The organism is Bradyrhizobium iriomotense, assembly GCF_018130765.1.
Lineage (GTDB): Bacteria > Pseudomonadota > Alphaproteobacteria > Rhizobiales > Xanthobacteraceae > Bradyrhizobium > Bradyrhizobium iriomotense_A.
On record NZ_JAFCJZ010000017.1, the window covers coordinates 52,475 to 77,711 of the forward strand.

The window sequence follows — 25,237 nt, forward strand, 5'->3', positions numbered from 1 at the left end:
TTTGCGCGGCCTTTTAGCGATCGAGAGCTCCGCGACTCTCCCGGATGGTGCTGTGTCCTGGTAAAATCCTGCGTGCCCTGATCGCGCCCTCGTCAGAATTGGACGCCGCGCGTCAATGCGCCATCAACAACGAGGTTCGTCCCAGTGATGAAGCTTGCCGCCCGGCTCGCGAGGAACACCACCGCGTTGGCCATCTCCTGCGGTGTGCCCATCCGTCCCGTCGGATTGAGCGCCAGCGCGGTCTTGTAGAGCTCGGGGTTGTTGTCCTTGATCATGTTCCAGACGCCCCCCTCGAAATAGGTATTGCCCGGCGAGACCGAATTGGCGCGGATGCCCTTTCCCGCAAGCTGATTAGCGAGCCCTTGCGTGTAGTGGATGATCGCCGCCTTGAAGGTGCCGTAGGGACCGGCGGCGAAGTCGACCTCGCGACCGGAGACGCTGGAGATGGTGACGATCGCACCGGCCTTGCTCTTCTCCAGATACGGCATGGCTGCATTCACCAGCCGCACCGTGCCCATCATGTCGGTCGAGAACTCCTTCTGCCAGCTTTCGTCATCCTGTCCGATCGCGAGTGCGCTGACATTGGCGACGACGACGTCGATGCCGCCGAGCTTTGCCGCCATATCGCCGACCCAGGCGTTCAGGACGGCCGCGTCGGCGACGTCCACCGCACCGCCATAGGCTGCGACGCCCTTGGCCTTGAGCGCAGCGACCGCGCTTTCGACCTCGGCCAGATTGCGCGAGCACACACCGACATCGGCGCCCTCGGCGGCAAATGTCTCGGCGATCGCGCGGCCGATTCCCTTGGTGCTTCCGGTAACGAGAACCTTGGCGCCCTTAAGTCCCAAATCCATGGTCGGCCTCCTTTTCTTGGTTCAGTAGTTCTTCACCTTGACCAATCCGCGATAGCTGTGCGGCATGCGCATCGACACCAGATCCTTTCGGCGCACCACATTGGTCGGATAGATGCTGTCGAGATTGGTGGTGTCGACCAAAGCGGTCGCAAGCCCCGTGCCGCCGGCCGCGATCGCCTCCCGTCGCGGAAACGCGAACGTGTCAGGCCCGAATACGCCGCTCAGCCCGGGATAGCCACGCTTGGGATCGACGACATTGGCGAAGGCGAAGAACAGATTGTTTTCGCCCGCGCGAACGCGGAGATGATGCCAGTGATGCGGATCCAGGCCGGTCGGAATCGGCTTCGGCTGTTCGACCTCCGTGCCGGCATGCGACGAACTGAAGCGTCCCTTGATCGCGGCAGGACAGGCGATGAGATCGCAGCCGCGCAGCGCCAGCACCCGGCCCGCCTCCGGAAACGAGGCGTCGTGACCGATCAACAGCCCGATGCGGCCGACCGGCGTGTCGACGACGGTCCAGCCTGCTCCGGCCGTCGCCCAGCTTCGTTCGTCTTCGATGAGATGCGTCTTGCGATAGACCGAGATGTCCCCATCGGGCGTGACAAGGCAGGCGCTATTGTAGAGCGTGTCGCCGGCACGCTCCGCAAGGCCGCAGACGAGATAGAGACCCAGCTCCGCGGCGAGTTCCTCGAGGCGATCGGTCGCCGGGCCAGGTATTGGCTGCGTCGTTCGTGCGGGATTGCCGAGACCGGTCACCGCGAGCTCCGGGAACACGACGAGATCCGCACCTTCCGCACGGGCCTTGCGCGCGAGTGCCGCGATCTCGCTTAGATTCTGATCGACGTCTTCGCGAGGTGCAAATTGCGCGACACTGACCTGCGATGTCTTTCCGGCCGGCCACGGCTCATGACCATAGAGACCGAAGAAATCACGCGGGTTCCAGCTGAACGTGTCGGTCAAGAGTTCCGGATAGAGCTCCGGCCGGCGCTGCGCGAAAACGGCTTCGCCAAGCACGCGGCGCGCCCGCGCGGCGTCGAGATCGATTTCCGAGAGCAGCACGCCGTCGCCCTTGTCGAGCACTGCGATCACCTGCCCGTCCGGCGCGATCACGCAGCTCCCGCCGCTGAACTGCACCGTGCGTTCGAGCCCCCACCGGTTGCTTTCGATGACGTAGCAGCCGTTCTCGAAGGCGCGGCTGATCCAGTAAGGCGCCGGCGTGCGCTCCGCCAGCCAGTTCGAGATGTGGCAGATGACGTCGGCGCCGCCGAGCGCCATCAGCCGCGCGGTCTCCACGAAGTGAATATCCATGCAGATCAGCAGCGCGATGCGCCCGATCGGAGTCTCGAACACCTGGTTATGCAGGTCACCCGCCGCCGCCCATTTCGGCTCGGAGATATAGGGATGCGTCTTGCGGTGGCGGCCGACGATGCCGTCAGGCCCGATCAGGACGGCGGTGTTGAAGTAGATGTTTTCATCGTCGACCTCGGGCATGCCAACCACGATGTAGCAGTCATGTTTGCGCGCCAGCGCCGCAAACCGGCTCGTGGTCGGTCCCGGGATGCTCTCGACGAACGGCGCAACCTCGGCCCGGTCGAACCAGCAATAGCCGGTCGTTCCCATCTCCGGTGTGACGATCAGCTTTGCACCGGCCGCCGCCGCCTGCTCGCAGAGCTCGAGCAGGCGCGCGATGTTGCGCGCCTTCTCGAACATGGTCGGCTCGAACTGGACAGCGGCGACCTTGTGTATGGTGGACATGACCCGGCCCGCCTCAACCGAGATAGGACTTCTTGATGGAGGCGCCCAACGTGTATTTGGGATCGACCATGTTGCCGAGCCTGACACGGCCGGCCTGGGTCAGCAGCATATAGGCATCGATCTCGTCGAAGCCGTAGTCGGCCGCCATCCAGCGGCAGAGCTCGCGATAGGCGATGCGGGCCGCATCCTCCATCGGCCGCGCCGAGCCGATGGTCATGATGAAGTCCTTCGTTTCCAGCCGCGGCCAGGCGATGGTCCAGTTCTTGATGAGGTCGACCTGCACCGTGGTCACGGTCGGATGCTCGATGGCGACGCCGCAGAGCTCGCCATCACCCTGCGCGGCATGACAATCGCCGAGATAGAGCAGCGCGCCTTTGGTGTTGACCGGCAGATAGATGACAGCGCCAACGCCGACATCCGGCAGGTCCATGTTGCCGCCGTAATAGTCGGGAACGAGCGAGGAGATCGCCTCGATCTCCGGCGAGGTGCCGATGGTGCCAATGAAGGGCTCATAGGGCAGCGTGATCTTGTCGTTCCACTTTGTGCCGGTCTTGGCGTCGATCTCGAGCTTCTTGACCCGCTCCGGCAGCGCCGGGTTGAGCAGCGCGGTCTGCCCGGTCGAGACCAGGCCGCCGAAATCAGGCATCACCACGGTGGTGCCGCAGGGCTGCGGTCCGCGCGGCACGATACTCTCGATATAGACAGCGAGCGTATCGCCCTTCTCGGCGCCGTTGACGTGGATCGGCCCGTTCTGCGGATTGAGGAACGGGAAGTTGAGAATCTTCGACGGGCTGTCGGTCTCCTTCTTGATCGCGCCCTCGAACGCGTCATGGGTCTCGGCGGAGACCACCGCGCCGGGATCGACGGTCAGCACCGGCTTCACATAGGGCCCGTAAACATAATGGTACTTGCCCTGCTCGCTCTCGGCGATGGTGTACGTCGTGCCGCGCTCGCCTTTGGCGACGCCCTTGCGAGCCATGATGGAGTCTTTCTGCCAGGACATTTGCTTTTCTCCTTCTGTCGTTGGCGTCAATCTTCAAACCGCGAGATGACCGCGCATCTCGGCTGCGTCGTCGAGCGCCGCGCGATCGAGGTTTGCGACGATCCGGCCCTTGTCCATGACGTAGCAGCGCTGCGCCATGGCGCGGATCATGTCGAGGTTCTGCTCGACGAGGATGATGGTCACGCCGGTCCTGCGGTTGAGCTCGACCATGTTGCGCGCGATGTCCTGGACGATGTTGGGCTGGATGCCCTCCGAGGGCTCGTCGAGCAGGATCAGATTGGGGTCGGCGATCAGGACCCGCCCGATTGCGAGCTGCTGCTGCTGGCCGCCGGACATGGTACCGGCGCGCTGATGCCAGCGCTCTTCGAGGATCGGAAAGGCCTCGATGATCTTGCGCCGGCCTGCCTCGGGAATGCCGCCGCCCTTGATCGCCGCGCCGACCGCGACGTTCTCGCCGACGGTCAGGCGCGGAAACACGTCGCGCCCTTGCGGCACATAGCCCATGCCGAGACGCGCCCGCTTGTGCGCGGGTAAGGATTCCACGGCTTCGCCGCGATAGACGATCGAGCCGCCCATCGCCGGCACGAGCCCGATCAGGCTCTTCATGAGCGTCGACTTGCCGACGCCGTTGCGGCCGATGACGGCGACGATCTCGCCTTCCCGCACCTCGATCTCGAGGCCCTGGAGCACCGGCTTTCCGCCATAGCCGGCGCGCAAGGCCAGCGTCGACAGGATCACTTCCTTGCGCGGCATATCAAGCATGGGCCTGCCCCAGATAGATCGCCGCCACGCGCTCGTCGGCCACGATCTCGTCGATGGAGCCCTGCGCGAAGACCTGGCCGAGATGCAGCACGGTGACGCGGTGCGCGACCTGCCGAACGAAGGCCATGTCGTGCTCGATCGCCAGCACGGTCATGCCGCCGGCATTGAGCCGCTGCACCATCTCGCCGGTCATATGGGTTTCCTCGGGCGACATGCCGGCGGTGGGCTCGTCCAGCAGCAGGAGGCGCGGCTTCAGGCTGATCGCCATGCCAATCTCGAGCCATTGCTTCTGGCCATGGCTGAGATTGCCGGCGATCTGCGTTTGCTCGGATTCGAGGCCAAGGAAGGCCAGCAGCCTGCCGATCTCCGCTTCGAGCTCTCCCCCGCGATGCCGGCTCTGAAGGGCGATCTCGAGATTCTGACGAACCGACAAGCCCTTGAAGACGCCGGGCACCTGGAACTTGACCGAGAGGCCGCGGTGAATCCGCGCGAAGGATTTCAGCGCGGTGATGTTCTCTCCGGCGAAGAGAATGTCGCCGCTGCCGGGACGATGCTCGCCGAGGATCAGGCGGAACAGTGTACTCTTGCCGGCGCCGTTCGGGCCGATCAGGCAATGGATCTCGCCAGCTCGCAGCGTGAGATCCACGGAATTGGTCACGTGCAGGCCACCGAAATGCTTGTTCAGCTTGCGCAGTTCGAGCAGCGACATCAGCCAGCCCTCTGCGTGAGGCGGGAGGCGATGCGGCCGAGCCAGTTCATCGCCCCGAGCACGAGACCGTTGGGCGCGATCAGCACCGTGAGCACGAGCAGCACGCCCATGAAGACCAGCGCATACTGGCTGCCGTAGATCGTCAGCGCCTGGAACGCGGCCAGCACCACCAGCGTGCCGATCACGGTCGACGTCAGATCGCTGCGGCCGCCGACCGCGACCCAGATCAGCGGCAGCGCAGCCGCCGTCATACCCATGCTCGACGGCGTGATGTACTGCCCCCACACCGTGTAGAGCACGCCGGAGAGCCCTGCGAGCGCGGCGCCGATCACGAAGGTGATGAGCTGATACTTGCGCACGTCGTAGCCGAGCATCTCCGCCCTTTCAGGGTTCTCGCGGATGGCGACGATGACGTTGCCGAACGACGAGTTCATCAGGATGCGCAAGGCGAGATAGACGAACGCCAGAAGGCCGAGCACGAGATAGTAGAGCCCGACATCGGCGAACAGCACGATCGGCTCGCCCGGCCAGGGGATGGTCAGCGGCGGCATCGCGCTCATGCCGTTGAAGCCGTTGAGGCGCGCAGCTCCGATATGCCACTCAGGCCCCGCGGTCTGCGCCATGAAGCGCTCCAGCATTAACGTCACGGCGAGCGTGACAATGCCGAGGAAGACGCCGGCGATGCGGCCGAAGAACATGAAATAGCCGAGCAGCACCGCGAACAGCGCCGCGATCGCCACCGCCATCACCAGTGCCAGCAACGTGAAGCCATAGCCCGAGCCGAAATTGATGGTGAGGATGCCGTAGCTATAGCCGGCGATCCCGAAGAAGGCAGTCTGGCCGAAGGAGAGCGAGCCGCCATAGCCCCAGATCAGGCACAGGCTGAGCGCGATGAACACCCAGACGAAGAAATAGACCGTGTTGCCGACCGTGTAGCCGTCGCTGAACAGCGGATAAGCGAGGGCGACGGCGAGCACGAGTGCGAACAGGCCCCAGAAGGCCGGACCGCGACCGACGGTCTGCGGGCCTTCGAGACGCCGGAACATTGCGAGGAGACCGGTCACGACGCCATCACTCCGTCAGGTGCGCTCGCGCAGCACGAAGCCGGAAATGCCCTTCGGCAGCACCCGGACGACGATGATGACGGCGACCAGCAATCCGATCTGGCCGAACAGCTGCCCCTGCCACGACGTCATCGCCGACTTCACGACCGCGAGCACGCCGCCGGCCGGCGCGGTGCCGAGGAAGACGTCGGCGCCGCCGATCACCACGGTCACGAAGGCCTCCATGATGAAGGTCGCCCCCATCGTCGGCACCAGCGTCATGGTCGGCGCATAGAGACCGCCGGCAAGGCCGGCCAGCCCTGCCCCGCAGGCGAAGGTGAGGCTGTAGATCAGACGCGTGTCGACGCCGAGGGCTGCCGCCATGTGGGGCACCTGGATGGTGGCGCGCGCCAGCACACCGAAGCGCGTCCAGTTGAACAGCGCGTAGAGCGCAGCGAGCACGCCGAGCGCGGCGCAGAACAGCACGATGCGGTAGATCGAATAGGAGTAGTCGCCGACCTGAAAGCTGCCGAAGGGCGTGCCGACGCCGGCCATGGTCGAGCCGACCATGATCAGTGTGCCCTGCGTTGCGATCAGGCTGAGCCCCCAGGTGGCGACGATCGTATCCAGTGGGCGGTCATAGAGATGGCGGATGACCGCGAGCTCGACCAGGACGCCGACAAGCGCGGACACGATCGTCCCGGCCAAAATTCCCAGCGGCAGCGGCAGGCCGGCATGCACGGTCGCGGCGGTGACGTAGGCGCCGCACATGATGAACTCGCCATGGGCGAGATTGATCACGCCCATCATGCCGAAGATCACCGCGAGCCCGCAGGCCGAGAGCACCAAGAACGCGAAGGCGTCGCCGAATTGATAGAACGCCGAGAAGACGTGGGTCGCGATGTCCATGAACCAACCAGTCTGGAGAAAAGCGCAGTAGGGTGTCCACGATCGCCCCGGCCCGCCGCGAGGGCCGGAGCGATCAGCCGCCGGGTCAGGGTTTCGGCGGCGGATTCGACGGCGTGTACTGGGCCATCGGATCCTTCTTGGTGAGGTCGCAGCCGGCTTCACCGAGCCAGTAGGGCTTGATGTCCTCCCAGGTCTTCGGGAACGAGATCGAATGATCGGCTCCGACCTTGGCGAGATAGATCGTGTGCGACATGTGCTGGCTCTTCGGGTCGATGCAGACCTTGCCCTCCGGCGCGTCCATGCAAACGTCGCCCAGCGCGATCACCTTGCGGATCTCCTCGCGCTTGGTCGACTTCGCGCGCTCCACCATCTGCTTGTAGAGATAGACCGCGAGATAGGAGTTCTCAGCCTCCTGGTTCACATAGGGCTCGCTCGGGAACCTGGCCTTGAACTTGGCGTAGAATTCCTTGCTCTTGGGCGAGTCGATTTCCTCGATGTAGTTGGTGGTGACGTACATGTCCTTCAGGCTCGGCGGCTTGAACCGCTTGTGCTCGTAGCCCTGCCCGACGTTGACCGAAGAGGCCATCGGCAGGTTCACGTTGGCGGAGGCCGCCTGCTCGTAATAGGAGGCCTGCGCGGTGCCGACCAGCAGCGTGACGACGAAGTCCGGCTTGGCCTTCTGGATGTTCTGGATGCTCTGGGAGAATTGCGACACGCCGAGCGGAATGAACTCCTCCCCGGCCATCTTGCCGCCGTTCTCCTTGACGATCTTGCGCACCCATTCCGCCGAGATCTGGCCGAAATTGTAGTCGGCGGCCAGCGTGTAGACGTTCTTGCCGTACTTCTCCATCATGTAGGGGATGAGCGTGGAGAACTGCTGCTCCGGCACGGCACCGGTAACGATCATGTGGCCGTCGCAGACGCCGCCTTCGTACTGGTTGTTGTAGAAGGCGAAGCCGTTGAACTGGTCGACGATCGGGCGGTACGCCTCCCGCGAGGCCGAGGAGAAGCCCGCGAACACGACGTCGACCTTGTCGCGCTGGAGCACGCGCCGCATGAACTCCTGGTAGCGGGTGTTGTCGGATTGGGTGTCGTAGGTCACGAGTTCCAGCGGCCGGCCCATGATGCCACCGGCCTTGTTGATCTCGTCGGCGGCGAGCTGGATGGCGTGGACCTTGCCGATCGTCGCGGCGGCGAAGTCGCCGGACTGATCCTCCAGCACGCCGAGCTTGATCGGGTTCTCCGCCGCGTGTGCCAGCGTTGATCCAAGGACAAGCGTCCCCGTGAGGGCTGCGGCACGCAGCCCCCGCAATACAGACTTGCTCATTTTGCTTCTCCTAGATGGCTTGCTTGTTGCCGCCTTGCAGCATGATGCCGGTCGTGCGGCCGGTCGTGTCGGGCGGCTTCGCCCGCTTGCTCAGAAACTCCTCGCAGTAGAGTTCCATGTTCTGCCGCGCGCGCATGCTTTCGCGACGGAGCTGGGAATAGGCACCCTCCTCGTCGAGGCCGCCCTGCTGCATCAGCAGGATGACGGCCCGGATCACCGCGCGGCGGCCGCGGCGGCGCTCCTCGAGGTCCTGCAGGCGCTCGCTCATCTCAGCGCGCAACAGGAACTGGTTGATGCCCATGAAGAGAGACGTGTAGACCGCGCCGCCATGCACCGGCTTGCGCAGGAACGAGGTTGCACCGAGGTTGACGAGCGCCTTCAGCCGGCTCGGCGCCTCGACGCCGACGAGGCCAATCACGGGCACCGGCGGCAACCGCGAGGCCGGGTGAACCTCGATCGCGATGGCGCCTTCGAGGTCGCCGTCGACGAAGAGGATGTCGCGGTCGGCCCGGAGGCTCGCAATATCGATCTGCGCGCGGCCGTCGATGATTTCAGGGTATTCGGTGGAGACGCCGAGCTTGGCAAGCGTCGTTTCGAGTGTGCTCTCCCATCCGCCTCGCCTGATAACGACGATGGCGCGGCCGCCCTTGAAGTTCTGTAGCAGTCGAGAGCTCATGATTGCACCACTTTCAACAGCGGAGAGCGCATTGCGCTGGCAAAGCGCGGCGACGACTGGACGAGATAGGGATCCGGCGCGATCGGCTCGCGGGCTTCGAGCAACACCTCGAACTGCCCGTTGGCGGCCGAACGGCCAATCCGCGGCGTAAGCCAGGCGTGAAAGGTCTGCCGGTCGATGCTGACCTCTCCTTGCGGCGCGCGCAGCCGCTGATCGGCGACGGCGGCACGCACCTTGCGCGCGTCATCGGTGCCCGCCTGCGACAACGCGGCTGCAAGCAGCTTCACGGCGATGTAGGACGACTCCGCGTCGGCCGAGGTGACCGGCCCGTCGGGAAAGGATTGCGTGTAGGCTTCGATGAAGGCAGCATTCTCCGGCGAATTAAGCGACGAGAAATAGACGCTCGACGACAGATGCCCGTCGATCGCATCGGGGCCGATCTCCGGCAGTTCCGGCTCGGACAACGTGCAGCTCGCAACCGGGATTTCCGCGGCCTGATCGATACCGCGCGCGCGGCAGGCGGCCCGGAACGCGCGGAAGAACGCATAGGCGCTGGTGCCGATCAGGTTGTTGAAGACGAAGTCCGGGCGCTGGTCGATGATCGCCGCAATGACCTGGTCGACCTCGGTATCGCCGACCGAGAGATAGCGCTCGGCCAGCACGGTGCCGCCGCGCGCAATCAGCGCCTCGCGGAAGATGCGGTTGTTCTCCCAGGCCCAGATGTAGTTGGAGCCGATGCAGAAGGCGCGCGATCCGACCCGGGATGCGAGGTAGTCCACCAGCGGCAGCACGTGCTGGTTGGGCGCGGCGCCGGTGTAGATGACGTTGTCGGAGCTTTCAAAACCCTCGTAATGCGAGGGATACCATAACAGCCCGTCGAACTTCTCGAAGCACGGGATCACCTCCTTGCGGCTCGACGAGGTGTAGCAGCCGACAACCTGACGGATGCCGGAACCGAGCAATTCGAGGCTGAGCGAACGATAGCGCGCGAGGTCCCCGGAGGGATTGACCACGACCGGCTCCAGCTCGATGTCGGAGCTGCTCGCGTTGACCTCCTGGAACGCCAGCAACGCGCCGTTGAGGATCGAACGCGCGACGACGCTGTAGGAGCCTGTCGTCGAGAACATCGCACCGATCCGATAATGCCTTCGCGCCATCACTCGATCCAAAACAAAAAAGCGCCCGCCGGCTGTGAAGCCGAGGGCGCCTTCGCCGCCAACCAGACACGCTTGCGCGTGGCGTTGGAAATGGTTTGAACTTTGTTCGCGTTGACGGGCTGTCTTGCCCGACGCTTGTACGTTACGGTCGTTGAGATCGGATATTATGTCAAGCGCGTTGTTGCAGCGAAGATTGCCGCAATTCGTGTCGGCGTGTAGCAAAACTGTGCAAGTTGGTGCCACGGGCGCGGAACGCGGCCGACTAAAGCGACCGGCATAGCGGCGGGTCCAAAGATCCTTCCCGCAAGCTGTGACAGGCGCTGCTGCGCTGTTGGCGAGAATGGCATACCCATTTTCGAGCGCCGGTCATCGATGGCTATACGGAGATCAGTGACGGATTGCAGGTGATCGTCACGTGAATCCGCCGCAACGACGCTTCACCGCGTCGAGCACGAGCAATCCCATCAGTCGAACTGGGCCGGTTCCGATCCGGGATAGGAATGAGCGACGAATTCGCAGAAGGCACGCGCCGCCGGAGAGAGCTCTGCCTTGCTCTTCCAGGCAAGCCCGACATCCATGGTATGGACATCGTCATCGAGCGTCTTGAGATCGATGCGATGTCCCTCGAGCGACCAGGGCCGGTAGACCATGTCGGAAAGAATGGTGATTCCCATACCAGTCGCGACCATGCTGCGAACAGCTTCGACCGACAGGGTCCGGAAGATGACGTTTGGGACCCGCGACGTGTGCTGCCAGTAACGCATGGCGGAGCGCTCGGCCTCGTCGACGGTCAACATCAGATAGGGCTCGCTCGCCAGATCTTCCAGCTTGATACTCTCCTTTCGGAGCAGAGGATGATTGGCACAGGTCCACAAGCGACGGGGCGAGCGCAGCAACAGGCGCGAACGGATAGAGAGTCGATCATGCAGGTTGGAGACCAGCATCACCGCCGCATCGACACTGCCGCTGATCAGGCTCTGCTCGATCGCATCGCGCTGAAACTCGTGCAGACGCACGGTGATACCCGGAAAGGATCGCCAGAAGCGCGACAACAGCGGCGGCAGGAAATATCCCGCGATCGTATAGCTGACCGCCACATCGACCGTTCCATCGACCTGTGATCCCCAGCGATGCGGCCCCCGCATCGCGTCGGACACGCTGGCCTCGATGGCGCGGGCGCGCTGCAAAAACTCCTGTCCGTCAAAGGTAAGTGTCACGCCGTTCGAGTGGCGATCGAACAATTTGCGCCCGAGCTCGGCTTCGAGCGCCTTGATGGACGCCGTGACCGCCGACTGCGTCACGTTCAGAGCTGCCGCCGCGGCCGAAACCCGTCCTGTCTCGGCCGTTGCAATAAAGTGCCGAACCTGACGAAACGTCAGAGACATCAAAATTTCCGATATCAGTGAACGATATTTCGAATTTTACAATCCCCCGGTGGAACGGAAAAATCAATCCATTGGTTCGTGGGTGAGAAGGCGCTGATAGATGTCTGATGGCTTGGAGTTGGTCGCTCGCGATGTCAGCGTCCAATTCGAAGGCTTGAAAGCGCTGTCGGGCGTGACACTTGCCGTGCCGCGCGGACGCATCACCGGCCTGATTGGTCCCAACGGGGCCGGCAAAACCACCCTTGTCAATGTGCTGACAGGTTTCCAACCGGTCGGCGCTGGCACCCTGGAACTGGAAGGCGAGCCGATCAACGGCATTGCGGCGCACAAGCTCAGACGAACGGGTGTTGCACGCACATTCCAATCAGGCCGCCTTTTCCGCGATCTCCCGGTCATCGACAACCTCGAGGTGACCGGTGTCGGCCTTGGTCAGACCCGTCGCGACGCGATCGCGGAAGCCGATCGCGTGATGGCCTGGCTCGGCATTTCTCATCTCGCCAACACCGTCGCGGGCGCCCTGCCCTACACGGACGAACGCCGCGTCGCTATCGGCCGCGCCATCATGTGCGCGCCGCGCTACCTCCTGCTCGACGAGCCCGCAGCGGGAATGTCGGAGCATGAGAGCCACGATCTGGCCACCATCATCCGGCGAATCGCCCGAGAGCTCAACGTCGGCGTGTTGCTGATCGAGCACAATATCGGCCTCGTGCTCGAACTCTGCGAACGCATCTTCGTCCTCGATTCCGGACAGATCATCGAGGTCGGCTCTCCCGCGCAAATCCGCAACAGCGACGAGGTGCGGCACGCCTATATGGGCACGCAACGCGACGAATTGATTCCGCCAATTACCCCCGAAGAGGCCGTCGCGTCATGACGCTGCTCGCGGTCAACGACATCACGGTCAGCTATGGGCGCCTGACGGCCCTTCGCGGCGTCACGCTCAATATCGATGAGGGCGAGGTCCTGTTCGTGACCGGTCCGAACGGCGCGGGCAAATCGACCTTGCTCAATGCCATCGCCGGCGTCGTGCCGCCGGCGTCGGGCTCCATCACCGTCGACGGCGCGACGGTAACCGGCGCCTCGCCAGAGGATATCGCGCGACGCGGCTTTTCGCTGGTGCCCGAAGGTCGCAACGTCTTCGGCGGCCTGACGATCGAGGAAAACCTGAAGGTCGGTACCGGCATGCGGACCGACCGCAGGAAGATCGCCGACGACCTTGAATCCGTCTACGAGGAATTCCCGATGCTGGCCGAGCGCCGCCATACTCCGGCAGGGATGCTCTCCGGCGGCCAGCAGCAGATGCTCGTCATCGGTCGCGCCTTGATGGCCGCGCCCCGCATCATGGCGATCGACGAGCCATCGCTCGGGCTTGCGCCGAAGATCATCGACCAAGTCTACGAGATCCTGGTGCGGCTGCGCGCCCAGCGCAAGCTGACCCTGCTCATCGTCGAGCAGAGCTCGACGCGCGCCCTCATGACGGGTGGACGGATGGTCCTCATCCGGGGCGGCCGTATCGTGCTCGAGGGGGCGGCCGCCGACATGGTCAAGGACGACCGCCTGAAGCAGGCATATTTCGGGTTTGGAGACCACTGAGATGACAGCGGTCCTCCAGATCGTCTTCGACGCGTTGAGCCTCGGCAGCCTGTACGCCCTCGGCGCGCTCGGCATCGCACTGATTTTCGGCGTGATGCGGCTCGTCAACTTCGCCCATGGAGACTTCATCGCCTTCTGCGTTTTCGCCATGCTGTGGCCGTCGACCGACGCGGCCGCGATCGTGTTTGCCGGTCAACTGCCGTCCTACCTACTGATCCCGCTTCTGCTGCTGATCGGCGCTACGCTGTCGGTTCTATCGGAGCTCATCGTCTTCCGCCGCTTCCGCAACACCAATCCCGCCACGATGATGATAGCCTCGTTCGCGCTTGGCTTCGTCATCCGCCACCTTCTGCTGATGCTGTATTCGAGCCGGCCGAAATCGGTCACGCTGTGGCCGAGCCTCGGCCTGCCGGTCGAATTCCTGGGCGCCCACATCCCAATGCTCCAGGTCGTGACCATCATCATCACGCTGATCGTGCTCGCCGCACTGGTGCTGTTCCTGAAGCGCACCCGTTATGGCCTGGAGATGCGTGCAGCAGCCGAGAATTTCACCATGGCGCGCATGCTCGGCGTCCGCGCCAACGGGGTGATACTGCTCGCCTTCGCCATTAGCGGCATGCTGGCGGCGGCGATCGGCCTGATCCTCGCTACCAATTCCGGCACCACCGACATCGGCATGGGCGCCAATGTGATGCTGATCGCGTTCATCGCAACCGTGATCGGCGGTCTCGGCAGCATTCCCGGCGCCGTTGCCGCCGGCTTTCTGATCGGCGCGGCGAGCGTCGTGTTCCAGGCCACCCTGCCGCACGACGCGCGCGTGTTCCGCGACGCCTTTGTATATGGCGCCGTCATCATCGTCCTTCTGGTGCGGCCGCAGGGCCTGTTCACACCGAAATCCGCCAAGCAGAGAGTCTGATCGATGTCGCAGCGGCCCTCCGTCATCCGGCAAACGATCCTCACGCCGATCGTGCTGATCGCGGCGCTGCTCGTCATGGCCGCCCTCACCTATTGTTTCGGCAGCCGGGCCTTCAACCGCACGGCCGTCGAGATGTTCATCAACATCATGATCGTCGTCGGCCTCTACGTCTTCGTCGGCAATTCAGGCCTGCTGTCGTTCGGTCACATCAGCTTCATGTGTCTCGGCGCCTACATGACAGCCTGGCTGACCATCCCCCCGGTGATGAAGTCGATCACGCTCAAGGGACTTCCCGTCTGGCTGTTGCATGCGCAATTGCCGATGTGGATCGCGACGCCGATCTCGGGATTTTTCGCAGCGCTGATTGCGTTGATCATCGGACGCATCATCATGCGCCTGTCGGGCATTGCCGCATCTATCGCGACTTTTGGCCTGCTCGGTGTCGTCAACAACATCTATTCGAACTGGGATTCCGTCACGGGCGGCCAAGGCTCCATCGTCGGCATTCCGCCCACCATGAATGTCTGGACCGGATGGATCGGCGCGGCCGTTGCCATCGTGATCGCCTATCTTTATGCGATCTCGCGCTCCGGGCTGGCGCTACGCGCCACACGTGACGAGGCGGTCGCGGCAAGCGCCTCCGGCATTGATATCGTTCGCGAACGGCTGATCGCCTTCGTCGTCAGCGCGTTCATCATCGGCCTTGCCGGCGCGCTCTACGCGCATTTCCTGAGCATCGTCAATCCCGGCGCATTCTATCTCCGGACAACCTTCGTCACCCTGTCGATGCTGGTGGTCGGCGGCATGTATAGCCTCAGCGGCGCGGTCGCCGGCGTGGTCGCGATGTCGGTCCTGATCGAGTTGTTCCGCAACCTGGAGAAGGGCGTCGGCCTCGGTAGCCACACGATTGCGCTGCCGAACGGTGTCCAGGAAATCGCGATCGGCATCATCACGATCGTCATCCTGATGTACCTGCCGACGGGATTGACCCGCAACCTGGAATTCCGCTGGCGCGGATGGCCGTTGCAGCGGCGCCTGCGGCGCCCTGCACAGACGGCATTGAAAGAACTGAACTGACGTCCTTTCGTACAAATTGGAGGAGTTTCTCATGCGTCTCGGATCAGTACTCGGTGTTCTTGCCGGAGCATCCACGCTCTGGTTCACACCCGCCCAGGCGGCCAACGAAATTGTCGTCGGATTTGCAACGGCTGCATCCGGCTTCATGCAGGCTTACGACAAGCCGGCGCAGGATGCGGCGCTGATCCGGATCGACGAGATCAACAAGGCCGGCGGCCTGCTTGGCAAGAAGATCAAGCCAGTCTTCGCCGATACCAAGACCGATCAGGCCGAGGGCGCCAAGGCCGGCCTCGCCGTGCTCGACCAGGGCGCCGACCTCGTCATCGTCTCCTGCGACTACGATTTCGGAGCACCGGCGGCCCTGCAGGCACAGGCCGCCGGAAAGGTCTCCTTCTTCCTGTGCGCGGAGTCCATCAAAGCGGGCATTCCCGGCGTCGGTCCCTTCTCGTTCTCGGCGTCTGTGCTCGCGGCGGTGCAGGGCGCGACCATGGCAGAATGGGCCTACGAAAAGAAGAACGCACGTACCTTTTACCGTCTGCTCGATAGCTGGACCGTCTACAACAAGGGAATCTGCGACGGCTTCGACTGGATGCTGCCACGCCTGAACGAAGCGAAGCTCGCCGGCAGCGACACCTTCAAGAACGATGACGCCTCGATCGCCTCGCAGATTACACGCATCAAGAGCCTGCCAAAGGAGCCCGACGCCATCATGCTCTGCACGATGATGCCGGGCGCCGTTTCCGCCATCAAGCAGATCCGCGCCGCCGGCATCAAGTCGATGATCGTCAACGGATCCGGCGTCGACGGCAGCTATTGGCTGAACGCCGTGCCTGACCTGTCGAACTTCTATGTTCCCGTCCAGGGCTCCGTCTACGGCGACGATCCGAACCCGAAGGTCAACGAGTTCAACAAGAAGTACAAGGACGTCACCGGCGGTGATCCATCCAGCCAATATGTCTATCCGGGCTATGTCCTGATCGACGTCTGGGCCAAAGCGGTCGAACGCGCCAAGTCAACGGATGCCGCGCCTGTCGTGGCCGAGCTCGAGAAGATGACCAACGAGCCGACACTGTTCGGGCCGCGCACGTTCACCAGGGACATCCACCACCAGAACCAGGGCCGTTACCTGATCGTCGACACGGAAGCCGGCAAGCCGCGCGTGATCGATCAGTGGACGATCTCGGAAAAGATCCCGCTGGATTATCTGGTGTCCAAGTAAGCCAACCACGCGCCTCCCGGGGCAAGCCCCCGGGAGGCGTCACCTCGGATCGACGCAAGCGCTGTTGAGAGGAAATCAGGAGATGGTCGTGATCAATTGCGACATGGGCGAGGCCTACGGCCTCTACAAGATGGGCGACGACAAGGCACTGATGCCGCATATCGACGTCGCAAACGTCGCATGCGGATTTCATGCCTCGGACTTCAACCACATGCGTAAAACCGTGCGGCTCGCCAAGGAGTTCGGCGTCAAGGTCGGCGCACACCCCTCGCTGCCGGATTTGCAGGGCTTTGGTCGCAGGGAGATGAAGATCAGCCGCGAAGAACTGGCCAACTGCCTGCTCTATCAGATCGGCGCGCTCAAGGCGTTCCTCGATGCGGAGGGCATGCCGTTGAATCACATCAAGCCGCACGGCGCGCTCTACGGGATGGCCTCACGCAACGAGGAGATCGCCGAGGCCGTCGCGGATGCTGCCGACGTCTACAAGGTGCCATTGCTCGGCATGAAGGGCACACTGCACCAGAAGGTCTACGAGCGGCGTGGCCACACCTTCGTGGCCGAGTACTATGCCGATCTCGACTACAATGCCGACGGCAGCCTGATCATCACGCGCGAGCACGAGGCCAAGGATCCGACCGATGCGGCCTCCCGCTGCGCGAGGGCCGTCAATGAAGGCAAGACACGCTCGGTGGCCGGAAACGACATTGTGGTCGGCGCCGATTCAATCTGCATCCACTCGGATACCCCTAACGCCGTCGCTATCGCCGAGGCCGTTCGCGAAGCGGTCCGTCCCTATCTGACCACCCCTTGAGCTGACGCCGGCAAGCCCCCCAAAAAAACATCACGAGGATACCATGACGACACAGCAAATCTTCTCGCCGCTTCCGGGCATCTTCTACCGCAAGCCCGCGCCCGACAAGCCGGACTACAAGAACGACGGGGATGTCGTTGCGCACAGCGACACGATCGGGCTCATCGAAGTGATGAAGTCCTTCAACGAGGTGAAGGCCGGTGCCGCCGGCAAGATCTTGCGATTCCTGGCCGAGAACGAGGAAGCCGTGATGGCTGGCCAGCCTATCGCCGAAATCGACGTTTGAGACCGTCCGTTCCTTTCATGGCCATCAAGAAGCTCCTCATAGCCAATCGCGGCGAAATCGCTGTGCGTATCAACCGCGCGGCGCGCGAGCTCGGCATTGCGACCGTTCAGGTCTACAGCAAGGCCGACAAGGACTCGCTCGCGGTCAAGCTCGCCGACGAATCGATCGACATCGGTCCGCCGCAGGCGTCCAAGTCCTATCTCAACCAGGCGGCCATTCTCGCCGCAGCCAAGACCAGCGGGGCCGACGCCATCCATCCCGGCTATGGTTTCCTCGCGGAAAATGCCGAGTTCGCCGCGGCCGCCGAGGCCGCAGGTTTAACCTTCGTTGGCCCGACCGCACAATCGATCCGGCTCATGGGCGACAAGGTCGCGGCGCGCGAAGCTGCCGCTACCGCCGGAGTGCCGACCGTTCCGGGCAGTCGGGGGCGCCTGGAATCGGCGGAAGCCGCCTTTGCATTGGTCGAGACCACCGGCTTCCCCGTCATGATCAAGGCAGCCGCCGGCGGCGGTGGACGCGGTATACGCGTTGCGCGCTCAGCAGAGGAGTTCAATCATCTGATGCCGCAGGCGCAGGCCGAAGCGCTTGCCGCCTTCGGTGACGGCGGACTCTATGTCGAGAAGCTGATCGAGGGCGCACGACACATCGAAGTGCAGGTGCTTGGTGACGGACATGAGGTCATCCATTGCTTCGAACGCGAATGTTCGTTGCAGCGCCGCCGCCAGAAGGTCTGGGAGGAGGCTCCCTCGCCCTCGCTGACACCCGCCATCCGCGAAAAACTCTGCATATCTGCGGTCGCGCTGGCCAAGGCTGTCAATTATCGCGGCGCCGGAACGCTCGAGTACCTCTACGACGACAGGACCCACGAGTTCTATTTTCTGGAGATGAACACCCGCATCCAGGTCGAGCATCCCGTGACCGAGATGGTGACAGGTATCGATCTCGTTCGCGAGATGATCCGGATTGCCGGCGGCGAGCCCCTGCGCATCCGCCAGGACGACGTCCGCGTGACCGGACATTCGATCGAGGTTCGCATCAATGCCGAGGATCCCACCAGGAATTTCATGCCCAATCCGGGCACGGTGAGCGCGCTCAGCATCCCCGGCGGCGACGGCGTGCGCTTCGACAGCATGCTCTATCAGGGCTACACCGTGCCTCCTTTCTACGACAGCCTGTTGGGCAAGTTGATCGTGCACGACAAAGATCGGCCGAGCGCAATACGAAAGCTCGCGCGTGCGCTAGCCGAGCTTGGCGTCGAAGGACTCGCAACGACGAAACCGCTGCATCAGGCGCTCGCCCGCGATGCCGACGTGCAGGCCGGACGATTTCATACCGCATGGCTCGAACCGTGGTTGGAGCTCCATGCGTCGACCCTCGCCACGGACCAAGCGTCACCGGCCGCAAGAGCTGCCCTATGATCGCGAGAGAACCCGCCCTACCCACAACAGGAGGCTGCTAGCCATGCAAACTCGATTTTCCTTCGGCGGCGATGAGCACATTTTCGCCGAAGTCGACGATGCAATGTCGCTCGAGGCCTTCTTCAAGAGCCTCTTCATCACCAACGCAGTGCGCGACGCCAGGATCAAGGGCGTAACCGAGATCTGCCCGGCGAACGCGTCCTATCAGGTCAAGTTCGACCCCGATCAGATCAGGCCCGATGACCTCCTCGCGGAACTGAAACGGCTGGACACCGCGTCCGAGAAGTCCGAACCGGTGATCAAGACACGGATCATCGAAATCCCCGTGCTCTACAACGATCCCTGGACGCACGAGACCCTGATGCGCTTCCGGGAACGCCATCAAAATCCGAACGGCACCGATCTCGAATACGCCGCGCAGATCAATGGCCTCGACAGCGTCGACGCCTTCATCAAGGCGCACTCCAACGCACCGTGGTTCGTCTCCATGGTCGGCTTCGTGGCCGGCCTACCCTTCCTCTATCAGATGGTCGAACGCCAGCGGCAGATCCAGGCGCCGAAATACCTGCGCCCGCGTACCGATACGCCAAGGCTCACCATCGGTCATGGCGGATGCTTCTCCTGCATCTACTCGGTGCGCGGAGCGGGCGGGTACCAGATGTTCGGCATCACGCCGATGCCGATCTACGACCCCAACCAGAAGATCAGCTATTTGCACGACTTCATGTGCCTGTTCCGGCCAGGCGACATCGTGAAATGGAAGCCGATCGACCGGCCGGCCTATGACGAGGCGGTTGCCGATGTCGACGCCGGGCGTTTCGCACCCGTCATCCGCGACGTCTCGTTCTCGCTGACCGAGTTCAACCGCGACATTGATGCCTACAACCGCAAGCTCGACGGAGTCCTCCATGGCCATTAAGGTTTTGAAGCCGGGTCTTGCGACCACCGTCCAGGACCTCGGGCGTCCCGGCTATTATCACATCGGTATCCCCCTCTCCGGCGGCATGGACCGTCACGCACTCGTCGCCGCCAACCTCCTCGTCGGCAACGAAGAGGGCGCAGCCGTCCTGGAAGCGGTCTTCATGGGACCGGAACTCGAATTCACCGAAGATGCGACCGTCGCGATCACCGGCGCCCAGCTGCCGCCGAAGCTCGATGGCGAGCCGCGCGAAACCTGGACGAGCTTCAAGGTCAGGCGCGGCCAGGTCCTCTCCTTCGATTTCCTCAAACAGGGAGCGCGCGGCTATATCGCGGTGGCCGGCGGCATCGACGTGCCGGTCGTGCTCGGCTCGCGCTCGACTTACGCACTCGGTGCGCTCGGTGGGTTCAAGGGGCGCAAACTCGAAGCCGGAGACGAGTTGCCGGTTGGCAAGGCTGCGGCCTCCGTCAAGGATGGGCGCGTGGTCGCAAGTGAGCTGCGCGGCCAGCCAGCCGCAATGCCGACGGAGCTGCGCGTCATGCCGGGCCTCTACTGGCACCGCATTACGGAGGCGGCTGGCAACGAATTCTTCGCCGACACGTGGAAGGTCGCACCGGAAGCCGATCGCATCGGCTATCGCTTCAAGGGCGGCAAGCCGCTTCAATTCGTGCCGCGCGAGCCGCCGTTCGGCGCCGGCTCCGATCCATCCAACATCACCGACGCCTGCTATCCCTACGGCTCGATCCAGGTTCCCGGCGGCACCGAACCGATCGTACTGCATCGCGACGCGGTCTCGGGCGGCGGCTACTTCATGGTCGGTACGGTCATCTCCGCGGACATGGATCTGATCGGCCAGCTCCAGCCCAATACGCCGGTGCGGTTCGTCAAGGTCGGGATGGATCAAGCCCTGGCAGCACGCAAGAGCCGTGCGGAGTTGCTTGGCAAGCTGCGCAACGCGCTGACATAAGCTGCGCAGATTGCACGACATTTGCTACACCTCGGCCTCCGATGGCCGGGGTGCTACCGCATGGCACGGTCCTCAAACCTGCGGCTGTCCGCGATCAATCCTTAAATCTAGCGTGGCGCGACCGTCATCTTTCCGACCCCCGGCACGAGAGTTGCAGCGAATACCACTGGGCTGAGGAGTAACGCTCAACTGCGCATGACTTGTGCAAACATCGGATCAACCGCGATGTCCGTTTCACTGAAACAGATCCGCTATTTCGTCGCCGCGGCCGAGACCGGCCGCATCAGCCAGGCGGCCATGGACCTCAATGTCTCGCAATCTGCGGTCACGGCGGCGATTCAGCAGCTCGAAGCGACCGTCTGCACACGCCTCCTCGAGCGCACGCCCAACGGCGTCACCGTGACCATGGAAGGCAGCCGCTTCCTGTCCCAGGGCCGGCAGATACTGGCAGCCGTGGCCGAAGCGGTCCGCAGCACGCACATGTCCGCGGGCCCGCTCTTTGGGACCGTCCGCATCGGTGTCACCTACACCGTGTCCGGTTATTTCCTGCCTCGCCACCAGATGCGTTTTCAGGCGAGCTTCCCGGGCATCACGGTCGAGCTGTTCGAGGCCCCGCGCGACGTCCTCGAACGTGCGCTTGTCGATGGCGCGCTCGATCTCGCGGTCATGCTGGTCTCCAACCTGCGCGACAACGCCATGCTCGGCAGCGAAACGTTGTTGCGCTCGCCCCGACGCCTGTGGCTCGCTCCCGACCATCAGCTCACCCGCACCGAGCACGTCCATCTCGCCGAAATCGCGACGTATCCCTACGTCATGCTCACCGTGGACGAAGCCAAGCACACATCGATGCGCTATTGGAACAACGCTTCGCTCGAGCCGAAGACCGTCTTCCGCACGTCTTCGGTCGAGGCCGTACGCTCCATGGTCGCCGGCGGAATGGGCATCGCAATCCTCTCGGACCTGATCTACCGGCCCTGGTCGCTGGAAGGACAACGGATCGAGACCCGGGTGATCGAGGACGAGATACCGACCATGGACATCGGCCTCGCCTGGCGCCGCGACATCAAGCTGTCGGAAGCCGCGAAGGCATTCCGGGATTTCATGCGCTTTGCGGTGGCGGGCGTAGGTCCCGGCCGACCGCCGATCGGCGTCGACCACCGGCACCACGCCGAAGAGAGGATCGAAGTCTGAGATATCGGTTTCCGTTTTATTCGACTTGACGCGATCCAGCCGTCCTCGCCACACTCACCATGGGCTTGGCGGCCGGAGAAGCAGCCGGCAGCGGGGAGCGCAGCAATGCAAGTCAGTTACGCGACCAACGACATTCCAGCGCACAGCCGGCAGCAATACTGGCAGGACATCGTCTCCAGGACCTATTTCTCACTGGACTTGCGCTTTCCGAGCGGCCGCGATTTCGATGCGCGCCTCGGCGCGTGGTCGATGGGGCCCGTTGCAGTATCCCGCAACATCGCAAATGGCCTGCTCTACAAACGCCATGAACGGCATCTCCAAAGCGAGCGCGAAGAATCCTTCCTGATCACAGTGCCAGAGCTTGCCGAAATCCGCTTCGAGCAGGACAACAAGGTTGTGCAATGTCGGCCAGGCGCATTTCTGATCGAGCGCAGTCATCTGCCATACGAGTTCAGTCATCAGGATACGACGGCACTGTGGGTGCTAAAGATCCCAAGCGCGGTCCTGCGTGCGCGCATCTCGCGACCCGAACGTCTCGCGACGCTTCAGTTCGATGCAAGCCGCAGCGTCGGCGCCTTGTTCGTCGACACGCTGCGCCTTGCCGGGGAGCGCATCAGCGAAATGGACGACATGGCGCGCACGTTGATGGGCAAGCACCTCGTCGAGCTCCTCGCGATGGCCATCGAATCCGACGACCGCGTCCTGACCGGCCATTCGTCCTCCGTGCGCAACGGCCATCTGCTCCGCTGCGAGCATTTCATCCGAACCCGCCTCGAAGACATGCGGCTCACGCCGCAGACCATCGCCGACGGCTGCGGCATCTCGCTTCGATACCTGCACCAGATCTTCGAAGGCGAAGGCCTGACGGTCTGCGCCTATATCCGCAATCAGCGTCTGTCGATGTGCGATTCTCTGTTGCGCGACCCCAACTGCCGCAAGAGCATTTCGGAAATCGCCTATCAATGGGGATTCGCCGACCAGGCGCAATTCAGCCGGAATTATCGCGGCCGGTTCGGTTGCACCCCGAGCGAAGCACGCGCGGCCTCGCGCATCTCGACCTCCTGACGGCCCCACGCCGCCCCGGTCTGGCCGATCCTTAGGCAACCAGCCGTCGATCCAGGCACGGGCGGAGTTCGCTCTCTCGCACAAATCTTCCTGCACTCAGCGTCAAGCGCCCAAGCCGCCGGTCTGCCTATGATCGGCGAAACGCTTGCCGGAAAGGAAGACGCATGGTGCAGAACCTTCGTGTGGCCGTCGATGTCGGGGGGACTTTCACCGACATCTGCATCATGGACGAGGCGACCGGTCTCATCCGCATCGAAAAGACTTCGTCCACGCGCGACCCGATCGAAGGGATCATGGGCGGCGTATCCAAGGCCAGCATCGATCTTTCCAAGGTCGCCCTGTTCTCGCACGGCACCACGGTTGCGACCAACGCGCTGATCACACGCAGGCTGCCCCGCACCGCCGTGGTGACGACCCAGGGCTTCCGCGACGTGATCGAGATCCGGCGCGCCAACAAGGAAGATCTCTGGGATACCTACAAGGATGTCGTGCGCCCTTACGTGCCGCGGCGCGACCGCCTGACCGTGCCCGAACGTGTCGATGCAGGCGGCATCGTGATCGAGCCGCTCGATGTCGAAGCGGCGCGCAACGTCGCGCGCATTCTCAAGCGCCGGGGTGTCGCCGCGATCGCCGTATGCTTCATGAACGCCTATCTCAACGGCGCCAATGAACGCGCCATGCGCGATATCCTGCTCGCCGAGATGCCCGACGTACCCGTCTCGATCTCCTCGCAAGTCCTGCCTGAGATCTTCGAGCACGAACGCTTCTCGACCACAGTTGCCAACGCCGTCGTGAGCCCGGTTGTCGTCAACTATACGAGCCGGCTCGGCGACCGCCTCGCCGACGAAGGCTACACCCGCGATCTCCTGCTGCTCCACACCGGCGGCGGCGTCATGACGCCGGCCTCCGTGAAGGACTTCGCCGCCCGCCTCGCCGGCTCCGGCATTGCCGCAGGCGCCATCGCCAGCCGCTACATCGCCGGCCTCTGCGGCTATCCCAATTCGATCGGCCTCGACATGGGAGGCACCTCGACTGACGTATCGCTGGCTTATGAGGGCCAGTCGCGCATCACCAAGGATTGGTACATCGAGTTCGGCTATCCGATCCGCTTTGCCTCCATCGAGGTGCTTACCATCGGCGCCGGCGGCGGCTCGCTGGCCTGGACCGATCCGGCGGGCTCCTTGCGTAACGGCCCGCAATCGGCCGGCGCCTATCCGGGCCCGGCCTGCTACGGCAACGGCAACACCCAGCCAACCAACACCGACGCCAACGTCACACTGGGCCGACTCGGCACCGATCTCGCCGGCGGCAAGGTCAAGCTTGATCCCGCCCTCGCCCGCCAGGCGGTCGAAGACGGCGTCGCAAAGCCGTTCGGCCTCGGCCTGCATGAGGCGGCGGATGCGATCGTCAAGGTAGCCAATGCCAACATGTCGGATGCGGTGCGGTTGATCTCGATCAGCCGAGGCTATGATCCGCGCGACTTTGCGCTGGTTGCCTTCGGCGGCGCCGGAGCCCTCCACGGCGTCGATGTGGCACGCGAGCTTGCGATCCCCGTCGTGATCGTGCCGCCCAATCCCGGCGTCACTTCGGCGCTCGGCTGCCTGCTCGTCGACATGCAGCACGACTTCTCGCAGAGCTGCATGGTCGGCGCCGACGAGGCGGACTCCACCGATATCGAAGCGCAGTTCGTCGCGCTGGAGAAGGAAGCGCTCGCCCGGCTCACCCACGAGGGCGTCGCAGAAGGCGACATCGTGCTGCAGCGATCGATCGACATGATGTATCGCGGCCAATGGCGCTCGCTCGCGGTCCAGGCACCGCGCCCGATCGGCGCGATCTCCGACCTGGTCCAGAGTTTCCACGCCGAGCACAAGCGCGAATACAATTTCCGTCGCGATGACTCGCCCGTGAGCTTCTTCCGGCTGAACCTGAAAGCGATCGGCGTCGTGCCCAAGGCCGAATTCGCCGTCCACAAGCCGACCGGTGCGATCCCTGAGCCGGTCAGCCGCCGCAGGGTGTGGTTCGAAGGCAATGGGCTCGATACGCCCGTCTATGCCCGCGACGACCTGCCCTGCGGCTTCTCCTTCCAGGGCCCCGCGATCGTCGAGCAGGTCGACGCCACCACCGTCGTGCCGCCCGGCGCCGGCGCCGAGGTCGACAAATATCTGAACATCATCATCCGCGTGAAGGAATGAACC

At 63.5% G+C, this 25,237-nt stretch carries 24 protein-coding genes; 13 read left to right on the forward strand and 11 right to left on the reverse strand.

All coding sequences use genetic code 11. The features are described from left to right. Positions 1–92: 92 nt before the first annotated feature. The 11 genes from JQ635_RS26250 to JQ635_RS26300 form a co-directional block, all read right to left on the reverse strand. Positions 93–854 carry an SDR family NAD(P)-dependent oxidoreductase gene (locus JQ635_RS26250; RefSeq protein WP_211412675.1) on the reverse strand — a complete coding sequence of 254 codons (762 nt, stop codon included), beginning with the start codon at positions 852–854 and terminating at the stop codon, positions 93–95. 21 nt (positions 855–875) lie between these two features. Next, positions 876–2,609 carry a nitrilase-related carbon-nitrogen hydrolase gene (locus JQ635_RS26255; RefSeq protein ID WP_211412676.1) on the reverse strand — a complete coding sequence of 578 codons (1,734 nt, stop codon included), beginning with the start codon at positions 2,607–2,609 and terminating at the stop codon, positions 876–878. Between the two features lie 13 nt (positions 2,610–2,622). Beyond that, a complete protein-coding gene (locus JQ635_RS26260) occupies positions 2,623–3,612 on the reverse strand; it encodes an acetamidase/formamidase family protein (protein ID WP_211412677.1) in 990 nt (329 codons plus the stop codon). 33 nt (positions 3,613–3,645) lie between these two features. Beyond that, positions 3,646–4,365 (reverse strand): branched-chain amino acid ABC transporter ATP-binding protein, encoded by a 720-nt coding sequence (locus tag JQ635_RS26265; RefSeq protein WP_211412796.1) that lies wholly within the window; start codon positions 4,363–4,365, stop codon positions 3,646–3,648. 1 nt (position 4,366) lies between these two features. Beyond that, a complete protein-coding gene (locus tag JQ635_RS26270; protein WP_211412678.1) occupies positions 4,367–5,083 on the reverse strand; it encodes an ABC transporter ATP-binding protein in 717 nt (238 codons plus the stop codon). Then, positions 5,083–6,129 carry a branched-chain amino acid ABC transporter permease gene (locus tag JQ635_RS26275; protein ID WP_246583789.1) on the reverse strand — a complete coding sequence of 349 codons (1,047 nt, stop codon included), beginning with the start codon at positions 6,127–6,129 and terminating at the stop codon, positions 5,083–5,085. Before JQ635_RS26275 ends, JQ635_RS26270 begins: the two co-directional genes overlap by 1 nt. A 33-nt stretch (positions 6,130–6,162) precedes the next feature. Next, on the reverse strand, positions 6,163–7,035 hold the full coding sequence (locus tag JQ635_RS26280) for an ABC transporter permease subunit (protein WP_211412680.1): 873 nt from the start codon (positions 7,033–7,035) through the stop codon (positions 6,163–6,165). 85 nt (positions 7,036–7,120) lie between these two features. After that, positions 7,121–8,362, reverse strand: a complete 1,242-nt coding sequence (locus JQ635_RS26285; protein ID WP_211412681.1) for an urea ABC transporter substrate-binding protein — start codon at positions 8,360–8,362, stop codon at positions 7,121–7,123. 10 nt (positions 8,363–8,372) lie between these two features. Further along, a complete protein-coding gene (locus tag JQ635_RS26290) occupies positions 8,373–9,038 on the reverse strand; it encodes an ANTAR domain-containing response regulator (RefSeq protein ID WP_211412682.1) in 666 nt (221 codons plus the stop codon). After that, positions 9,035–10,195 carry a transporter substrate-binding domain-containing protein gene (locus tag JQ635_RS26295; RefSeq protein WP_211412797.1) on the reverse strand — a complete coding sequence of 387 codons (1,161 nt, stop codon included), beginning with the start codon at positions 10,193–10,195 and terminating at the stop codon, positions 9,035–9,037. Before JQ635_RS26295 ends, JQ635_RS26290 begins: the two co-directional genes overlap by 4 nt. Before the next feature lie 464 nt (positions 10,196–10,659). After that, the gene (locus JQ635_RS26300; protein ID WP_211412683.1) at positions 10,660–11,580 is read right to left on the reverse strand and encodes a LysR substrate-binding domain-containing protein; all 921 of its coding nucleotides are present in this window, start codon (positions 11,578–11,580) and stop codon (positions 10,660–10,662) included. A 100-nt stretch (positions 11,581–11,680) separates the two neighbouring features. On the opposite strand from JQ635_RS26300, the gene JQ635_RS26305 reads away from it, so the two are divergent. The 13 genes from JQ635_RS26305 to JQ635_RS26365 all read left to right on the forward strand — a co-directional run bounded on the left by JQ635_RS26305 (position 11,681) and on the right by JQ635_RS26365 (position 25,234). Further along, positions 11,681–12,454, forward strand: coding sequence for an ABC transporter ATP-binding protein (locus JQ635_RS26305; protein ID WP_211412684.1), 774 nt, complete (start codon positions 11,681–11,683; stop codon positions 12,452–12,454). Then, entirely contained in the window at positions 12,451–13,173 is a 723-nt protein-coding gene (locus JQ635_RS26310) for an ABC transporter ATP-binding protein (RefSeq protein WP_211412685.1), read from the forward strand. The genes JQ635_RS26305 and JQ635_RS26310 overlap by 4 nt, the downstream gene beginning before the upstream one ends. 1 nt (position 13,174) lies before the next feature. After that, positions 13,175–14,089: a branched-chain amino acid ABC transporter permease gene (locus JQ635_RS26315; protein ID WP_211412686.1), complete on the forward strand. Its 915-nt coding sequence runs from the start codon at positions 13,175–13,177 to the stop codon at positions 14,087–14,089. 3 nt (positions 14,090–14,092) lie between these two features. Beyond that, positions 14,093–15,166 (forward strand): branched-chain amino acid ABC transporter permease, encoded by a 1,074-nt coding sequence (locus JQ635_RS26320; protein ID WP_211412687.1) that lies wholly within the window; start codon positions 14,093–14,095, stop codon positions 15,164–15,166. A gap of 31 nt (positions 15,167–15,197) precedes the next feature. Then, the gene (locus JQ635_RS26325) at positions 15,198–16,385 is read left to right on the forward strand and encodes an ABC transporter substrate-binding protein (protein ID WP_211412688.1); all 1,188 of its coding nucleotides are present in this window, start codon (positions 15,198–15,200) and stop codon (positions 16,383–16,385) included. A gap of 82 nt (positions 16,386–16,467) precedes the next feature. Continuing rightward, positions 16,468–17,196 carry a LamB/YcsF family protein gene (locus JQ635_RS26330; RefSeq protein ID WP_211412689.1) on the forward strand — a complete coding sequence of 243 codons (729 nt, stop codon included), beginning with the start codon at positions 16,468–16,470 and terminating at the stop codon, positions 17,194–17,196. 43 nt (positions 17,197–17,239) lie between these two features. Further along, a complete protein-coding gene (locus JQ635_RS26335) occupies positions 17,240–17,482 on the forward strand; it encodes an acetyl-CoA carboxylase (protein WP_211412690.1) in 243 nt (80 codons plus the stop codon). 17 nt (positions 17,483–17,499) lie between these two features. Further along, the gene (locus JQ635_RS26340) at positions 17,500–18,900 is read left to right on the forward strand and encodes an acetyl-CoA carboxylase biotin carboxylase subunit (protein ID WP_211412691.1); all 1,401 of its coding nucleotides are present in this window, start codon (positions 17,500–17,502) and stop codon (positions 18,898–18,900) included. Positions 18,901–18,943: 43 nt separating this feature from the next. Continuing rightward, entirely contained in the window at positions 18,944–19,819 is an 876-nt protein-coding gene (locus tag JQ635_RS26345; RefSeq protein ID WP_211412692.1) for a 5-oxoprolinase subunit B family protein, read from the forward strand. Beyond that, a complete protein-coding gene (locus JQ635_RS26350; RefSeq protein WP_211412693.1) occupies positions 19,809–20,786 on the forward strand; it encodes a biotin-dependent carboxyltransferase family protein in 978 nt (325 codons plus the stop codon). The genes JQ635_RS26345 and JQ635_RS26350 overlap by 11 nt, the downstream gene beginning before the upstream one ends. A 225-nt stretch (positions 20,787–21,011) precedes the next feature. After that, entirely contained in the window at positions 21,012–21,977 is a 966-nt protein-coding gene (locus JQ635_RS26355; protein ID WP_211412694.1) for a LysR family transcriptional regulator, read from the forward strand. 105 nt (positions 21,978–22,082) lie between these two features. Next, positions 22,083–23,042, forward strand: a complete 960-nt coding sequence (locus JQ635_RS26360) for a helix-turn-helix domain-containing protein (RefSeq protein ID WP_211412695.1) — start codon at positions 22,083–22,085, stop codon at positions 23,040–23,042. A gap of 167 nt (positions 23,043–23,209) precedes the next feature. Next, a complete protein-coding gene (locus JQ635_RS26365; protein ID WP_211412798.1) occupies positions 23,210–25,234 on the forward strand; it encodes a hydantoinase/oxoprolinase family protein in 2,025 nt (674 codons plus the stop codon). The last annotated feature ends 3 nt before the right edge of the window (positions 25,235–25,237 follow it).

Excerpts from the sequence above, each read along its gene's own strand:
- JQ635_RS26250 (WP_211412675.1), bottom strand. The coding sequence starts at position 854 with ATGGATTTGGGACTTAAGGGCGCCAAGGTTCTCGTTACCGGAAGCACC.
- JQ635_RS26255 (WP_211412676.1), bottom strand. The coding sequence starts at position 2,609 with ATGTCCACCATACACAAGGTCGCCGCTGTCCAGTTCGAGCCGACCATG.
- JQ635_RS26260 (WP_211412677.1), bottom strand. The coding sequence starts at position 3,612 with ATGTCCTGGCAGAAAGACTCCATCATGGCTCGCAAGGGCGTCGCCAAA.
- JQ635_RS26265 (WP_211412796.1), bottom strand. The coding sequence starts at position 4,365 with ATGCCGCGCAAGGAAGTGATCCTGTCGACGCTGGCCTTGCGCGCCGGC.
- JQ635_RS26270 (WP_211412678.1), bottom strand. The coding sequence starts at position 5,083 with ATGTCGCTGCTCGAACTGCGCAAGCTGAACAAGCATTTCGGTGGCCTG.
- JQ635_RS26275 (WP_246583789.1), bottom strand. The coding sequence starts at position 6,129 with ATGTTCCGGCGTCTCGAAGGCCCGCAGACCGTCGGTCGCGGTCCGGCC.
- JQ635_RS26280 (WP_211412680.1), bottom strand. The coding sequence starts at position 7,035 with ATGGACATCGCGACCCACGTCTTCTCGGCGTTCTATCAATTCGGCGAC.
- JQ635_RS26285 (WP_211412681.1), bottom strand. The coding sequence starts at position 8,362 with ATGAGCAAGTCTGTATTGCGGGGGCTGCGTGCCGCAGCCCTCACGGGG.
- JQ635_RS26290 (WP_211412682.1), bottom strand. The coding sequence starts at position 9,038 with ATGAGCTCTCGACTGCTACAGAACTTCAAGGGCGGCCGCGCCATCGTC.
- JQ635_RS26295 (WP_211412797.1), bottom strand. The coding sequence starts at position 10,195 with ATGGCGCGAAGGCATTATCGGATCGGTGCGATGTTCTCGACGACAGGC.
- JQ635_RS26300 (WP_211412683.1), bottom strand. The coding sequence starts at position 11,580 with ATGTCTCTGACGTTTCGTCAGGTTCGGCACTTTATTGCAACGGCCGAG.
- JQ635_RS26305 (WP_211412684.1), top strand. The coding sequence starts at position 11,681 with ATGTCTGATGGCTTGGAGTTGGTCGCTCGCGATGTCAGCGTCCAATTC.
- JQ635_RS26310 (WP_211412685.1), top strand. The coding sequence starts at position 12,451 with ATGACGCTGCTCGCGGTCAACGACATCACGGTCAGCTATGGGCGCCTG.
- JQ635_RS26315 (WP_211412686.1), top strand. The coding sequence starts at position 13,175 with ATGACAGCGGTCCTCCAGATCGTCTTCGACGCGTTGAGCCTCGGCAGC.
- JQ635_RS26320 (WP_211412687.1), top strand. The coding sequence starts at position 14,093 with ATGTCGCAGCGGCCCTCCGTCATCCGGCAAACGATCCTCACGCCGATC.
- JQ635_RS26325 (WP_211412688.1), top strand. The coding sequence starts at position 15,198 with ATGCGTCTCGGATCAGTACTCGGTGTTCTTGCCGGAGCATCCACGCTC.
- JQ635_RS26330 (WP_211412689.1), top strand. The coding sequence starts at position 16,468 with ATGGTCGTGATCAATTGCGACATGGGCGAGGCCTACGGCCTCTACAAG.
- JQ635_RS26335 (WP_211412690.1), top strand. The coding sequence starts at position 17,240 with ATGACGACACAGCAAATCTTCTCGCCGCTTCCGGGCATCTTCTACCGC.
- JQ635_RS26340 (WP_211412691.1), top strand. The coding sequence starts at position 17,500 with ATGGCCATCAAGAAGCTCCTCATAGCCAATCGCGGCGAAATCGCTGTG.
- JQ635_RS26345 (WP_211412692.1), top strand. The coding sequence starts at position 18,944 with ATGCAAACTCGATTTTCCTTCGGCGGCGATGAGCACATTTTCGCCGAA.
- JQ635_RS26350 (WP_211412693.1), top strand. The coding sequence starts at position 19,809 with ATGGCCATTAAGGTTTTGAAGCCGGGTCTTGCGACCACCGTCCAGGAC.
- JQ635_RS26355 (WP_211412694.1), top strand. The coding sequence starts at position 21,012 with ATGTCCGTTTCACTGAAACAGATCCGCTATTTCGTCGCCGCGGCCGAG.
- JQ635_RS26360 (WP_211412695.1), top strand. The coding sequence starts at position 22,083 with ATGCAAGTCAGTTACGCGACCAACGACATTCCAGCGCACAGCCGGCAG.